Annotated in this window: 13 protein-coding genes; 6 read left to right on the plus strand and 7 right to left on the minus strand. The window is 74.5% G+C overall.

From position 1 onward, the window contains the following. Window positions 1-243 precede the first annotated feature (243 nt). Window positions 244-828 carry a hypothetical protein gene (locus tag HYE82_RS25070; protein WP_179176415.1) on the plus strand — a complete coding sequence of 195 codons (585 nt, stop codon included), beginning with the start codon at window positions 244-246 and terminating at the stop codon, window positions 826-828. A gap of 15 nt (window positions 829-843) precedes the next feature. Here the strand turns inward: HYE82_RS25070 and HYE82_RS25075 are convergent, their stop codons facing one another. Next, window positions 844-2703: an AfsR/SARP family transcriptional regulator gene (locus tag HYE82_RS25075; RefSeq protein WP_179176416.1), complete on the minus strand. Its 1860-nt coding sequence runs from the start codon at window positions 2701-2703 to the stop codon at window positions 844-846. Window positions 2704-2852: 149 nt separating this feature from the next. Further along, window positions 2853-3302 carry an Lrp/AsnC family transcriptional regulator gene (locus tag HYE82_RS25080; protein ID WP_179176417.1) on the minus strand — a complete coding sequence of 150 codons (450 nt, stop codon included), beginning with the start codon at window positions 3300-3302 and terminating at the stop codon, window positions 2853-2855. 117 nt (window positions 3303-3419) lie between these two features. On the opposite strand from HYE82_RS25080, the gene HYE82_RS25085 reads away from it, so the two are divergent. Further along, entirely contained in the window at window positions 3420-4421 is a 1002-nt protein-coding gene (locus HYE82_RS25085; RefSeq protein ID WP_179176418.1) for an asparaginase, read from the plus strand. Window positions 4422-4702: 281 nt separating this feature from the next. On the opposite strand, the gene meaB is transcribed toward HYE82_RS25085, so the two are convergent. The 4 genes from meaB to HYE82_RS25105 form a co-directional block, all read right to left on the minus strand. Next, window positions 4703-5686: a methylmalonyl Co-A mutase-associated GTPase MeaB gene (gene meaB / locus HYE82_RS25090; protein WP_179176419.1), complete on the minus strand. Its 984-nt coding sequence runs from the start codon at window positions 5684-5686 to the stop codon at window positions 4703-4705. Window positions 5687-5696: 10 nt separating this feature from the next. Next, on the minus strand, window positions 5697-7898 hold the full coding sequence (gene scpA / locus HYE82_RS25095; protein ID WP_179176425.1) for a methylmalonyl-CoA mutase: 2202 nt from the start codon (window positions 7896-7898) through the stop codon (window positions 5697-5699). Between the two features lie 23 nt (window positions 7899-7921). Beyond that, window positions 7922-9781, minus strand: coding sequence for a methylmalonyl-CoA mutase subunit beta (locus tag HYE82_RS25100; protein ID WP_179176420.1), 1860 nt, complete (start codon window positions 9779-9781; stop codon window positions 7922-7924). A 120-nt stretch (window positions 9782-9901) separates the two neighbouring features. Then, on the minus strand, window positions 9902-10591 hold the full coding sequence (locus HYE82_RS25105) for a DUF2470 domain-containing protein (RefSeq protein ID WP_256987640.1): 690 nt from the start codon (window positions 10589-10591) through the stop codon (window positions 9902-9904). 161 nt (window positions 10592-10752) lie between these two features. Here HYE82_RS25105 and HYE82_RS25110 point away from each other — a divergent pair, with 161 nt between their 5' ends. From HYE82_RS25110 to HYE82_RS25125, 4 genes are all read left to right on the plus strand, one after another. Further along, a complete protein-coding gene (locus HYE82_RS25110; RefSeq protein ID WP_179176422.1) occupies window positions 10753-11148 on the plus strand; it encodes a cell division protein SepF in 396 nt (131 codons plus the stop codon). A 67-nt stretch (window positions 11149-11215) separates the two neighbouring features. Next, window positions 11216-12613, plus strand: a complete 1398-nt coding sequence (locus HYE82_RS25115) for an ATP-binding protein (RefSeq protein WP_256987641.1) — start codon at window positions 11216-11218, stop codon at window positions 12611-12613. Further along, window positions 12610-13002 carry a nucleotide pyrophosphohydrolase gene (locus HYE82_RS25120; protein ID WP_179176423.1) on the plus strand — a complete coding sequence of 131 codons (393 nt, stop codon included), beginning with the start codon at window positions 12610-12612 and terminating at the stop codon, window positions 13000-13002. Before HYE82_RS25115 ends, HYE82_RS25120 begins: the two co-directional genes overlap by 4 nt. Window positions 13003-13125: 123 nt before the next feature. Beyond that, the gene (locus tag HYE82_RS25125; RefSeq protein ID WP_179176424.1) at window positions 13126-13611 is read left to right on the plus strand and encodes a DUF6099 family protein; all 486 of its coding nucleotides are present in this window, start codon (window positions 13126-13128) and stop codon (window positions 13609-13611) included. Between the two features lie 102 nt (window positions 13612-13713). Here HYE82_RS25125 and HYE82_RS25130 read toward each other — a convergent pair whose 3' ends face one another. Then, window positions 13714-13947, minus strand: coding sequence for a hypothetical protein (locus HYE82_RS25130; protein WP_179176414.1), 234 nt, complete (start codon window positions 13945-13947; stop codon window positions 13714-13716). Window positions 13948-13994: the final 47 nt, after the last annotated feature.

A 13994-nucleotide genomic window follows, 5' to 3' on the forward strand; every position in this document is an offset into this window, starting at 1 on the left:
GTGCGGATCCTCCACACCCACCGCGGCCGGACCACCGCCTGGACGGTGGAGGACCTGGCCCTCGCCGAGGGCGTCGCCGTCGCGCTCGCCCGCCCGGCCGGTCCCGCCGCGCACGGCCCGGTGCACCGGCACCCGCCCTGCTGAGCCGCCCGGCCGTGTCCCGGCCGATTCCCGCCCCGCCCCTGCTTGCCCTTGCCCTTGCCTGTGCCCTTGCCCCCAGCCCCAGCGAAAGGCCGTCCAGCCATGAGCATCGAGTCCTACTTCCCCGTGGAGCAGCTGATCGCCGACCGGGCCGCCGGCGCCGTTCCTGCGGCGCAGGCCCCCGAGCCCGCTGCCGGTGCGTCCGGTTCGCCCGCCCGGCTGCTCGGCCTGGCCCCCGAGGACCTCACCGCGTACTTCGCGCGGATCGCCGAAGCCGTCGAGCGCGACGACCCCGGTCCGGCAGCCCGCGGCGGCTGGGAGGAGCGGGAGCGGCTGCGCTTTTCCACCTGGGTCCGGCAGGTCTACGCCCACCCGCTCTCGCCGGCCGTGTTCGCGCTGCCCGCGGACCGCGTCATCCGCGAGGTCCAGCTGCGCGAGGCCGCCGAACTGGCCTTCCGGATCGACGTGGGCCGGGCCCGGGCCAAGGCCCCCAAGCCGTCCGCCGAGGTGCGGGCGACGGCTGCCGTCGCGTCGGCCTGGGCGATCGCCGCCGACGCCCTGTCCCGGTCCCCGCGGCCGCCGCGCGAACGTGTCGTCGGCGACGTGTGGACGATCGTGCGGGAGACCATCGAACCCGCCCTGCGGCCGACGGGCACGGTGTCCGCCCGGTCGCACGGCTCCTGGTGAGCGCCGCCGGTCCGGTCACCGCACCGCGGAGGGCAGGGCCCGGCCGGCGTCCAGCTCACGGGTCGTCAGCGAGGCTGCCAGCAGCCTGACGAGGTCGTGGCAGCGGTACAGCGGCCGCCCCTGGGCGTCCAGCCCGGACAGTTCCAGCAGGGCGCGGTCGACCAGGCCGTCCAGAGCCGCCTCCGCCTCCTCCTCCGCGGTGCCCAGCACCAGCGCCGCGTACTGGGCGGAGAACGGCTCGCCGTCCCCGTCGGCGAGTCCCGTCAGCGCGGCCAGCTCCGGCCCGTCGAGCCGACGTACGGAGTCCACGAGCGCCTCCCGCACGCTCACGTCGCCGAACTCCAGCTCGCCCAGCCGGGTGTCCGGGTCGGCGAGCCGGGCCGCCAGCCGCGATACCGGCCAGTGCGCCCGGGCTGCGAGCCGGGCCCCGGCCACGGTGAGGGCCAGCGGCAGCCCGGCGCAGTAGGCCACCACGTCGTCGGAGGCGTCCGGCTCGGCCTCGAGCCGGTCCCGGCCGGCGAGCGAGGCCAGCAGCTCCAGCGCCTCGTCGTCGTCGACGGGGGCCAGCGCGGTGGTGTCCGCTCCGGCCACCCGGGCCAGCCGGGCCCGGCTGGTGATCAGCACGGCCGCCGCGGGCCCGGCGGGCAGCAGCGGGGCCACCTGCCGGTCGCCCACGGCGTCGTCCAGCACGAGCAGCAGCCGGGTGTCGGCGGTCCGCGTCCGGTACAGCCGGACCAGCTCCTCCGGGTCGCCGGAGGCGGCGGCCGCCTCCGGCCGGCCCAGCGCGCGCAGCAGCCGTACCAGCACCTCGGCGGGTTCCTTCGGCGTGCCGTCGGGGTGGCGGAGCTCCGCGTACAGCTGCCCGTCGGGGAAGCGTGCGGCGCAGGCCTGCGCCGCACGCACGGCCAGCGCCGTCTTGCCGACACCGGCCATGCCGGTGATCAGCAGGCGGCGCGGGCGGCCGTCCTCGCGGCTCAGCCGGGCCCGCAGGGCGGCCAGTTCGGCCCGCCGCCCGGTGAACTCCCCGTAGAGCGCCGGCAGCATGGCCGGCACGGCCGTTCCGCCCGGTGCGGGGCCTCCGCCCCGCACGGCGGCTGCGGCTGCGGACGTGGGCGTGGGCGTGGGCGCGGCGGGCGTGAGCCCGAGGTCCCCGCCGAGCACCGCCTGGTAGGTGGAGCCGAGCGCCTCGCCCGGGTCCACGCCGAGCTGGTCGGCGAGGACGGCCCGCCCCTCGTAATAGGTGTGCAGGGCGTCGGCCTGCCGGCCGCACCGGTACAGGGCGGTCATCAGCTGGGCCCGCAGCCGCTCGCGTACCGGGTGCTCGGCGACGAGGGCGGTCAGCTCGGCGATGACCTGCTCGTGCCGGCCGAGGGCGAGGTCGGCCTCGATCCGGCTCTCCAGCGTGATCATCCGGGTCTCCTCCAGCCGGGGGAGCTCCGCCTCGATCATCTGCTCGGTGGTGTTGGCCAGCGCGGTCCCCCGCCACAGGTCGAGCGCCTCCCGCAGCAGCGCGGCGGCGTCCTCGTGGCGGTGCCCGGCGAGGGCCTCCCGGCCCTGCCGGTCGAGGCGGACGTACTCGGTGAGGTCGGTCCAGGCGCCCGGCGCGTGCAGCACGTAGCCGGGCTGGCGCCGGACGATCGAGGCCTCCTCGCCGAGGTGCTTGCGCAGCCTCGACATGTAGGTGTAGATCTGCGCGCTCGCCGTGGCCGGCGGGCTCCACCCCCACAGGAGGGCGCTCAGCCGGGCATCGGAGACGACGCGGCCCTCGGACAGCAGCAGCGCGGCAAGCACCGTATGCACCTTGGAACCGGAGAGCGGGACCGTGCTGCCGCCTCCCCGTTTGGCCTCGACCGGCCCGAGAAGCCGGAAGTCCATGCGGCACCCCCTTCTGGTGTGAGCATCCGTTCTGGATCCAGAAGGTAGGAGGGGGCCTTATTGCCGGGTTATCGCCCGCGGGGGCACCGCTATCGGGTGTCGGGCGCCCGGGCGTGGAGGCCGGACGGGGAGGAACGGGGTGGAGCGGGTCAGACGGGAAGCCCGGTGGGCCCCTTGATCCGCTTCATGATGATCTGGGAGTTGACCTCGGTGACTCCCGACAGCGCGGTCAGCTTCTCGATCCACAGGCGCTCGTACGCGCGCAGGTCGGCGACCGCGATGCGCAGCAGGCAGCCCGGGCTGCCGAACAGCCGGTACGCCTCGATCACGTCGGGGATGTCCTGCAGGGCCGCCTCGAACGCCTCCACGGCCTCGCGGTCGCGGCGCACCTCCACCGAGACCAGCACCTCGAAACCGCGGCCCACCGCGTCGGGATCGATGACGGCCCGGTAGCCGCGGATCACCCCGTCCTGCTCCAGCTGGCGCACACGGCGCATGCAGGGGGAGGGGGTGAGGCCCACGCGCTGGGCCAGCTCCTGGTTGCTGAGCCGGCCATCGGCCTGGAGCTCGCGCAAGATTTCGCGGTCGATCGCATCCATTGCGCAATTATCACCCGAGCTGTCTGGTGGAACGGGTGAAACAGGCAATCGTATTGCGTGTCGAAGTCCCTATCATTGCTCTGTACTGCACATCTGTACGAGAGAGAAAGGGCGACCATGGGCCGGATCGTCGTCATCAGCACCGGCGGCACGATAGCCAGCCGCTGGCAGGGCTCCGGCTTCGCCGCCGACGCCGACGGCCGCGAGGTCATGGCCACCGCGCCGCTCCCCGAGGGCGTCACGGTCGAGGTCGTCGACCTCTTCAGCGTGAACAGCCCCCGGCTGACCACCGCCCACCAGCTCACCCTGCTGCGCACCGTGCACGAGGTGCTCGCCGACCCCGGCGTGGACGGCATCGTCGTCACCCACGGCACCGACACGCTGGAGGAATCGGCCTTCCTCGTCGACCTCCACCACCACGACCCGCGCAGCGTCGTCTTCACCGGCGCCCAGCTGCCCATGGGCACCGCCGAGGGCGACGGACCGGGCAACCTGTACGACGCCCTGCTCACCGCGGCGACCACCCGCGGCCTGGGCGTCCTCGTCTGCTTCGCCGGCCGGGTCCACGCCGCGCGCGGCACCGTCAAGACCCAGTCCGTCGCGTTGGACGCGTTCGCCGACCCCTCGCGGGAACTCCTCGGGAAGATCGGCTTCGGCAAGGTCGCCATGCTGCGGTCCCCGCAGCGGCCGGAGCCGCTGCCGCTGCCGGCCATGCCGGAGCTGCTGCCGCGCGTGGACATGGTGATGCACCACTGTGACGGGGACCCGGTGCTGTTCAACGCGGCGGTCGCGGCGGGGGCGCGGGGGATCGTCCTCGTCGGCACGGGCGCCGGCAACGCCACCCCGGAGATCGTCGCCGCGGTCGAGGCAGCGGTCGCCGACGGTGTCCTGGTCGCCCTGACCACGCGGGTCGCCGCCGGCCCGGTCACGGAGATCTACACGCACGGCGGTGCGGTCGACCTCGTCGCCGTCGGCGCCGTCCCCACGGGCACGCTCCGCGCTGGCCAGGCCCGCATCGCAGTCCTGTCGGCCCTCCTGGCCTCCGACACCCCGGAGGGCCGGTCCCGCACCCTCCGCGCCGCAGTCGCCGCCCCCGCCCCGTCCCTGACCCCGGCCTGACCACTGCCGCTGCCCTGCCGCTGCGCTGCGCCGGCGGGGTTGGGAAATCCCGCCCGCGCGGCGTTTGAACGCGCCGGGCGCGAAGCGCCCGGAACGGGGTCCGGGCGGAGCCCGGTTTCGGGAAGGGGCGGGGCTGGGGAATCGCTCCGCGCAGCGGCACAACGGCGGCGCGGCCGCGGCAATGGGCAGACGGCGGTGCCGGACGGGGCGAAACGGCAGGCGGCGGCGTCGGCCCGGCGGCCCCGCGCAGAGGTTGCGCGGGGCCGCCGGGCCGGGTTGCGCTACGGGCGGGTGAAGGCGGCCAGGATGCGGTCCGCGGCCAGGGTCGGGGTGAGGGAGCCCTCCCTGACCCGGGCCTCCAGGGCGGGGGCCAGGTCCCGCACCGCCGGATCGGCCCGCAGGCGCTGCAGCAGCTCGTCCCGGACCATCGACCAGGTCCACTCCACCTGCTGCGCCGCCCGCTTCGCGGCCAGCCGGCCACCGGCATCCAACAGCCGCCGGTGCTGCTCCAGCCGTGACCACACCTCGTCCAGCCCGCTGGACTCCCGCGCGCTGCAGGTCAGTACGGGCGGCGTCCACGCCGCGTCGGCGGGGTGCATCAGCCGCAGTGCGCCCGACAGTTCACGGGCTGCGGCCCGGGCGTCCCGCTCGTGCGGCCCGTCGGCCTTGTTCACCGCCAGGACGTCGGCGAGCTCCAGCACACCCTTCTTGATGCCCTGGAGCTGGTCCCCGGTACGGGCCAGGGACAGCAGCAGGAAGGAGTCGACCATCCCCGCGACCGTCGTCTCGGACTGTCCGACACCGACGGTCTCGACGAGGACGACGTCGTAGCCGGCCGCCTCCATCACGATCATCGACTCGCGGGTGGCCTTGGCGACCCCGCCGAGCGTCCCCGCGGACGGCGACGGCCGCACGAACGCGGCCGGGTCCACCGCCAGCCGTTCCATCCGGGTCTTGTCGCCGAGGATGGAGCCGCCCGTACGGGTCGAGGACGGGTCCACGGCCAGGACCGCGACCCGGTGCCCCAACCCGGTCAGCATCGTGCCGAACGCGTCGATGAACGTGGACTTGCCGACGCCCGGCACCCCGCTGATCCCGATGCGCCGGGCCCGCCCCGAGTGCGGCAGCAGCTGGGTCAGCAGCGTCTGCGCCAGCACCCGGTGCGCGGGGTGGGTGGACTCGACGAGCGTGATCGCGCGGGCGATGAACGCGCGCTTCCCGTCGAGCACCCCCTTCGCGTAGGCCTCGATGTCGATCTTCGGCACCGGCGCCCGCCTACAGCTCGTGGCCCAGATCCGCGGCGAGCCGCGTCACCAGGTCGTGGGCCGCGTCCGGGATGACCGTGCCCGGCGGGAACACCGCCGCCGCGCCCATGTCGAGCAACGTCGGCACGTCGGCCGGCGGGATCACCCCGCCCACCACGATCATGATGTCCTCGCGCCCCTCCTCCGCCAGCTGCTCGCGCAGCGCCGGCACGAGGGTCAGGTGGCCGGCCGCCAGCGACGACACGCCCACGACGTGGACGTCCGCCTCGACGGCCTGGCGGGCCACCTCCGCCGGGGTCTGGAACAGGGGGCCGACGTCGACGTCGAAGCCCAGGTCGGCGAAGGCCGTCGCGATGACCTTCTGGCCGCGGTCGTGGCCGTCCTGGCCCATCTTGGCGACGAGCACGCGCGGACGTCGGCCCTCCGCCTCCTCGAACCGGTCGACGAGGGAACGGGTGCGCTCCACGTTCGGGGATTCGCCTGCTTCGCTGCGGTACACACCGGAGATCGTACGGATCTGGCTCGCGTGCCGTCCGTACACCTTCTCCAGGGCGTCCGAGATCTCGCCGACGGTGGCCTTGGCCCTGGCCGCGTCGACGGCCAGCGCGAGCAGGTTGCCCTCCAGGCCCTGCCCGGCGCCCCGTTCGGCGGCGTTGGTCAGGGCGCGCAGCGCGTCCTGGGTGCGGGTCTCGTCGCGTTCCTCGCGCAGCCGCCGCAGCTTGTCGATCTGCTGGGCGCGTACGGAGGAGTTGTCCACCTTGAGGACGTCGATCTGCTCGTCGTTCTCGACGCGGTACTTGTTGACGCCGATCACCGGCTGCCGACCGGAGTCGATCCGCGCCTGGGTGCGGGCGGCGGCCTCCTCCACGCGCAGCTTCGGGATGCCGGCGTCGATGGCCTGCGCCATGCCGCCGGCCGCCTCGACCTCCTGGATGTGCTGCCAGGCCCGGCGCGCGAGGTCGTACGTGAGCTTCTCGACGTACGCGCTGCCGCCCCACGGGTCGATGGACCGGCAGGTGCCCGACTCCTGCTGGAGCAGCAGCTGCGTGTTGCGGGCGATACGGGCGGAGAAGTCCGTCGGCAGGGCGAGTGCCTCGTCGAGGGCGTTGGTGTGCAGCGACTGGGTGTGGCCCTGGGTCGCGGCCATCGCCTCGATGCAGGTGCGCGTGACGTTGTTGAAGACGTCCTGCGCGGTCAGCGACCAGCCCGAGGTCTGCGAATGGGTGCGCAGGGAAAGGGACTTGGTGTTCTTCGGCTCGAACTGCCTCACCAGCTTCGCCCACAGCAGGCGGGCGGCGCGCAGCTTGGCGACCTCCATGAAGAAGTTCATGCCGATCGCCCAGAAGAAGGACAGGCGCGGCGCGAACGCGTCCACGTCCAGGCCCGCCTCCCGGCCGGCCCGCAGGTACTCCACACCGTCCGCGAGCGTGTACGCCAGCTCCAGGTCCGCCGTCGCCCCGGCCTCCTGGATGTGGTACCCGGAGATCGAGATCGAGTTGTACCGCGGCATCTTCTGCGAGGTGAACGAGAAGATGTCCGAGATGATCCGCATCGACGGCTTCGGCGGATAGATGTAGGTGTTGCGGACCATGAACTCCTTGAGGATGTCGTTCTGGATGGTCCCGGCGAGCTTGTCGGGGGAGACGCCCTGCTCCTCCGCCGCCACGATGTAGAGGGCGAGGACCGGCAGCACCGCGCCGTTCATCGTCATCGACACCGACATCCTGTCCAGCGGGATCCCGTCGAACAACTGCCGCATGTCGTAGATGGAGTCGATCGCCACGCCCGCCATGCCGACGTCGCCCGTCACCCGCGGGTGGTCGCTGTCGTAGCCGCGGTGCGTCGGCAGGTCGAAGGCCACCGACAGGCCCTTCTGGCCGGCCGCGAGGTTGCGCCGGTAGAAGGCGTTCGACTCCTCGGCCGTGGAGAAGCCCGCGTACTGGCGGATCGTCCAGGGCTGGTTGACGTACATCGTCGGGTAGGGGCCGCGCAGGTACGGGGCCACGCCCGGGTACGTCGCCAGGAAGTCCAGGCCCTCCAGGTCCCGCCCGGTGTACAGCGGCTGGACGCCGATGCCCTCGGGCGTCTCCCACACCAGGTCGCCCGGGGCGGTGCCGGTGGACTCCTTGACGGCGCTGCGCCACTGGTCCGCGGAGCCGGCCGCGGGGGCGGCCGCACCGCCGCGGAGCGGGAGTTCGGAGAAATCGGGGATGCCGCTGCCGGTCGTGGTGCCGCTCACGGGGCCACTCCCATCCGGTCGAGAACGGAGGACAGGACCGCGACCGCGTCGCAGCCGGCGTGGACGTACTCGTCGACGGCGCCGGCCGCCGTGCCGGGCCTGCCCGCGAGGAAGACGGTCGTCGCGCCCGCCGAGCGCAGGGCGGCGGCGACGGCCTCGGCCTGCTCCTCGTACAGCGCGTCACTGGAGCACAGCACGGCCATGCCGTCGGCGCCGCTCGCCGCATACGCCCCCGCGGCCGTCGCCGCGTCTACCGACACCGGGTCGTGGACCGGCTGGACACCGCCCGCCTGGAACAGGTTCGAGGCGAACGTGGCGCGGGCGGTGTGCGCCGCCGCCGTGCCGAGCGCGGCGAGGAAGATCCGCGGCCGGTTGCCGGTCGCCGCCAGGTGGGCGTCGCTGCGGGCGCGCAGCGCCTCGTACGCCTCGTCGCGCCGGACCCGGGGCAGCCCGCCGGACGGGGCTTCGGGGGCGCTCTCGCGCTCGGGCAGCTGCTCGGTGAGCAGCGGGAACTCGCTGACACCGGTGATGGGTTCGCGGCGCTTGGCCAGGCGGGCGGAGCGCTCCGCCCAGGTCGCGGCCAGGCGGTCCGCGACCAGGCCCGAGCGCAGGGCGGCGGGCAGGCCGCCGGCCTTCTCGACGGTCTGGAAGAACTCCCAGGCGGCGTCGGCGAGTTCGTCGGTGAGCCGCTCCACGTAGAAGGAGCCGCCGGCCGGGTCGATGACGCGGGCCAGGTGCGACTCCTCCAGCAGGATGGAGGAGGTGTTGCGGGCGATGCGGCGCGCGAACGCGTCCGGCAGGCCGAGAGCGTGGTCGAAGGGCAGGACGGTGACGGCGTCCGCGCCGCCCACGCCCGCCGCCATGCAGGCGACGGTGGTGCGCAGCATGTTCACCCACGGGTCGCGGCGGGTCATCATCACCGGCGAGGTCACGGCGTGCTGGCGCTGGGCGCCGGCCTGTGCGGCCCCGCAGGCCTCGGCGACACGGGCCCACAGCCGGCGCGCGGCACGCAGCTTCGCGATCGTCAGGAACTGGTCGGCGGTGGCCGCGTAGCGGAACTCCAGCTGGCCGAGGGCGGCCTCGATGCCGAGCCCGGCGGCGTCGAGGGCGCGCAGGTAGGCGACACCGGTGGCCAGAGACAGGCCCAGCTCCTCGGCGGCCGAGCCGCCGGCCTCGTGGTACGGCTGGGCGTCCACGGACAGGGCGCGCACGCCCGGCCAGTGCGCGGCCGCCTCCTGGGCGAGGGCGACGGCCGGGGCGAGGTCCGCCTCCTCACCGGTGCGGGCCTCGTGGCCCAGCGGGTCGGCGCCCAGGGCGGCGCGTGCGGCCTCGGGGGCCACGCCGCGCTCGGCGTACAGGGCGAACAAGGCGCGGGCGGCCGCGGCGAATTCGGCCCCGGCGTCGAGGGACACGGGCGCGAGGTCCAGGTACACGCCGTCCAGGGCGCGGCCCAGCGACTCCACGGGCAGCCCGCCCCGGCCCAGGCTCAGCCAGAGGGAGGTGACGCCGTTCTCCAGGTCGGCGAGGACGGCCTCGTTGACCCGGGCGGGGTCGGTGCCGAGGTGCCGCTGCCGCACGTCCCAGCCGGAAGCGGAGTTGCCCGCGGCGCTCCCGCCCCGTACGAAGGGGGCGAATCCGGGGAATCCGGTGTCGTGGGGCGTTTCGGGCGTGGTGTACAGCGGGCGGGTGGTGAGCCCGTCCTCGAGCTTCGTGGACAACGCGTCTTCCGCGGCCTCGCCGGTTAGGTCCTTGCCGGACTTGCGCAGTACGCCTTCTACCAGGCGCTGCCACTGCTCATGCGTCGCGTCAGGGAACTCGGCGGCCAGGGAGAGCCCGTCGTCAGGCAGGACCGTCATGGCCCGAATGCTAGGGGGGTCACCCAGACGACGACCATAACCACCGGATGTGATCTCCCCCTCTCAGGTGAGAGGGGAGGGGGCACGGACGAGCGGGGCGTGCGGCGGACCCCGGGCCGGTCAGGCGGGCAGCGTGTTGCGGTGGGAACGGCGGCGGGCCGCGCTGAAGAGGGCCTGGAGCTGCACGCCGGACTGCTCGACGTCGTCCAGGGGGGAGGGGAAGGGCAGGGTGACGTCGCGGTGGCCGCGGGCCTCCTCCAGGCGCAGGGTGATTCCGTGGCGGTCCATGGCGAGCGGCAGTGCGCGCACGAGGGCGGCGGTGGGCGCGGGCCGGACCAGGCGGAGCAGGAGGGTGACGAGTTCGGCGTGGTCGTCGAGGAGGTGGGTGAGCATGCCGGCCTCGTGCGGCGCGAGCGGGTCGGGGGAGGCCGCCTCCAACGCGTGCAGTCCGACGTACGAGCGGTGGCCGTCGCCGGTCTCCAGGACGGCCCGGTCGTACTCCATGCAGGTGGTGGCCTCGGGATCGGTGCCGGGGCCGGTGTCCGCGTACGGGGTGAGGAGGCGGCCGAGCAGCGTGACGCGGGCGCGCACCCGGTCCCGCACGGGGGTGGGGGCGATGTCGGTGAACTCCAGCCGGATCGCGGGCCGGTGTTCGGCGCGGCCGCCGGGCTCGGCGGGGTGGAGGTGGAGCCGGCCGAGGGGGTCCGTGCCGTCGAGGTGGCGGACCTCGGTGGCCAGGCCGTCGACGGTCACGGTCATGGAGTGGGCGGCGGCCAGGATCGACCGGACCCGCTCGGCGTCGGTGGGCATGCGCATCTCTCCCTCGCGATCAACTTAGGTATGCCTAACCTAACCCACCTCGGGGGGTGGGTGAACCCCGGATCCCGCCACTCCGTGTCGTTGTTGGGCTGAACGGGTGAAGCACGAGAGGATGGGGGGATGCACATGAAGCGCACGGTCGAGGCGGTCCGGTGAGCAGGTACGACGTCACGGACGAACAGTGGGAGGGTCTTGCGCAGGTGGTCCCCCTGCGCAGCCGCAACGAGTGGCCCTCCCGGGTGGACCACCGCACGATCCCCACGACCCCCAAGGCGTCCGCGGCGGAACAGCGCCGCTTCGTCGTGATCCGCGTCCAGGTCTTCGCCGACGCCCGGGAGGTGGCCGAGTACCTGATCGCCCAGATTCCGGTGCTGCTCGACCTCACCGGTGCGGACACCGAGGTGGCCAAGCGGATCCTGGACTTCAGCAGCGGCGTCGTCTTCGGGCTGGGCAGCGGCATGCACCGGGTCGACCGGAACGTCTTCCTGCTGGCCCCCGTCGGGACCGAGGTCGAGGGGATCGCGGCCGCGGCCGTCCCCCGATCGTAGGAAGGTCGCCGCGGCGGAACGGTTCACCGGCCGCGAGGGAGGCCCGGCGGCCCGTACCGTCCGGCGCATGGACGCCATTTCGGACGCGCCGGACGCGGCGGATGCCCGGGCCGCCGATCTCCCGGGCCTCCTCCGGCCCGCCCTGACGATCCCGCCGCAGGCGAGAGCCGCAGCCGCCGCCCTGGCTCCCGGCGGCCCGCCCGCCCTCGGCGGGCCGGCTTCCGGAGGCCCGCCCGCTGATGGCCCGGCTGCCGATGGCCCGCCCGTCGTTGGCCCGGCTGCCGATGGCCCGGCCGTCGATGGCCCGGCTGCCGATGGCCCGGCCGTCCCCGGTGCCCTCGCGCACCACCGGCCCGCCGTCACCGAGCTGCGGCTCTCCGCCTTCGGCCCGCACCGGGCGGCCGTCTTCCCGCTCGGCCCCGTCACGCTGTTCGCCGGGCCCAGCGGCAGCGGGAAATCCCAGGCCCTGGCCGCCCTGGAGGCCCTGGCCCGGCTCGGGTCCGGCGCCACCCTGGACCGGGCGTTCCCCGACCCGTGCTCCCGGATCCCCGACGGGGCCCGCCCCGACGGGCAGGGGCGGCGCGGATTCCGCATCGGCTGCACCGTCGACGGCCCCCTCGGGCCGGTCCGCCTCGACCTCGCCGTACAGGCCGAGCCCGAGCTGCGGATCGCGGGCGAGCGCCTCTCCACCGACGGCCGGATCCTGCTCGGCACCGCACTGCGCGACCCGGGCCGGCGCAGCGTCCAGGCCGCCTGGCTCACCGGCGGCAGCACCGCGGTCACCCGGGCCCCGCTCCCCGACGACCGGCTCGGCACCGCCTTGCTCCCGCTCCGCGTGGCCGGAGCCACGCCCGGCCAGCGCCAAGTCCTCGCCGCCGCCGAGCAGGTCGTGGTGGCCCTGCGCTCGGTGTTCCCCTGCGATCCGCGGCCCGAGCGCATGCGCGCCCCCGTCCCGCAGGGCGAGGGCCGGCTGCTGGGCGACTGCGCCAACCTGGCCGACGTACTGCGCCGGACGCGCCACGAGTGCGGCACCCGCCACGCCCTGCTGACCGGCGCGGTGCGGACGGCGTGCACGGGCCCGGTGCACGGCCTCGACGTCCGCGCCGCCGGCGGGGGGCTCGTCGCTGCGCTGCTGGAGCGCGGCCCCCGACGGCCCGCCACCGAACTCGGCCGGCTCGGCTCCGGCGAACTCCGCTTCCTCGGGCTGGCCCTGGTCCTGCTGACCGGGCCCGGGGTGCTGGCCATGGACCCGGCCGCCGAACTCCTGTCCGCCCGGCAGGCGCTGACCGTCCTCGCCGACGGCTTCGACCGCTGCCTGGACCCGCGGCAGGCCGCCGAACTGCTGCGGCTGGCCCTGCTGTCCTGCGCGCGCGGGCAGGTCCGCCTCGTCGCGGCGGTGGGCCCGCAGACCGCGGCGGCCGCCCGCCCGGTGTCCGGGGTCGCGGTGGTAGACCTGGGTGCATGAGCGAGACGAACGAGCGGCGGCCGGACGACGGCCGTCCCGAGGAGCGGCTGCACCGACTCCAGCGGCGGCTGGCCGACTTCGCCGCCGCGCGCGGCTGGGAGCCGTACCACACGCCGAAGAACCTGGCGGTCGCGCTGAGCGTCGAGGCGGCGGAACTGGTCGAAATCTTCCAGTGGCTGACGCCGGAACAGTCGGCGAAGGTCATGGAGGAGCCGGAATCCGCACACCGCGTGGCCGACGAAGTGGCCGACGTGCTCGCGTATCTGCTGCAATTCTGCGAGGTTCTCGGGGTGGATGTGCTGGATGCGCTCGCCGCGAAGATCGAGAGGAACGAACTCCGTTTCCCGGTTGAGGGAACCTCGACACCAAATAGTCACTCTTCGGAGTGATGTGGTTGTTCACAACCATGTTTGTGTCCATAGATTTCCGAATGCCCCTGGCTTTACCGGCTCATTGCCCTCACTCTGGGTAGTGGCTAGAACGGCGGATGTCGTGCGGACGGGGGACGGCATATGGATGCGGTACGGCTCATCACGGCCGGCCGGCGCGCGTTGGCGCAGAGCGGGGCGGCACTGGACATCGTGGGCGAGGCCTGGCAGGCCCAGGCACTGGCCCAGGGCGTGGGGAACTGGCTCGCGGTCAGCGGACCGCGGGAGCTGAGATCGGAGGCGAGCGGACTGGGCGAAGCGGGAGGCAGAGGCTGCGGGGTGTTCGACAGAGCCGCCCTGCGCGGGGAGGGCCGCGGGCCCGACCACCCGCCGAGAGCGGCACAGCTCAGCGGCGTCGCCGATGTCCGGCAGGCACTGCTCGGACTCCAGGAGCTGCTGGGCGAGGTGGGGATAGCCCTGGTCGGCGTGGCCTGCGCGACGGACGACGAGGGCCTGTACTGGCAGTGCATAGAGTCCATCGACGCGGCCGACGAGTCGAGCGACCGGGTACGGGCGATCCTGCGCCTGCTCGTGGTCCCCGACCGCGGCCCCACCACGGGCGCGGCCTGACGGGCGGAACGCCCGGCCGGCGGGCGGCGGGACGGTCCCGCCGGCCGGCGGCGCGGTGGGCCGGGCGGTCCGGCCGTCAGGCGGGTTCCCGGAGGGTCGCGGTCAGGACGGGCGGGAAGAGGAGCGGTCGCCCTCCGAGGTGCGGGAGGACGCGGGGGACGGTGTGCCGGGGGCGCGGTCCGCGGAGGACTGGAGCTCGGCGTCGAGCTGCGACAGGTCGGCGTTCAGGGCCGCCATCAGCTCCTCCATCTGCTGGACCGGGCCCGTCGGCGCGCCGTCCGCGGCGGCCCCGCCGGGCTCCCGGCGCGCCTCGTCGTGCGCGGAATCGTGGGACATGCGGCCTCCGTGAGTACTCGGCTCCGGCCCTCCCGGGTGGGAGGGGG

Origin of the sequence: Streptomyces sp. BR123 (assembly GCF_013401435.1) — a bacterium.
GTDB lineage: Bacteria > Actinomycetota > Actinomycetes > Streptomycetales > Streptomycetaceae > Streptomyces.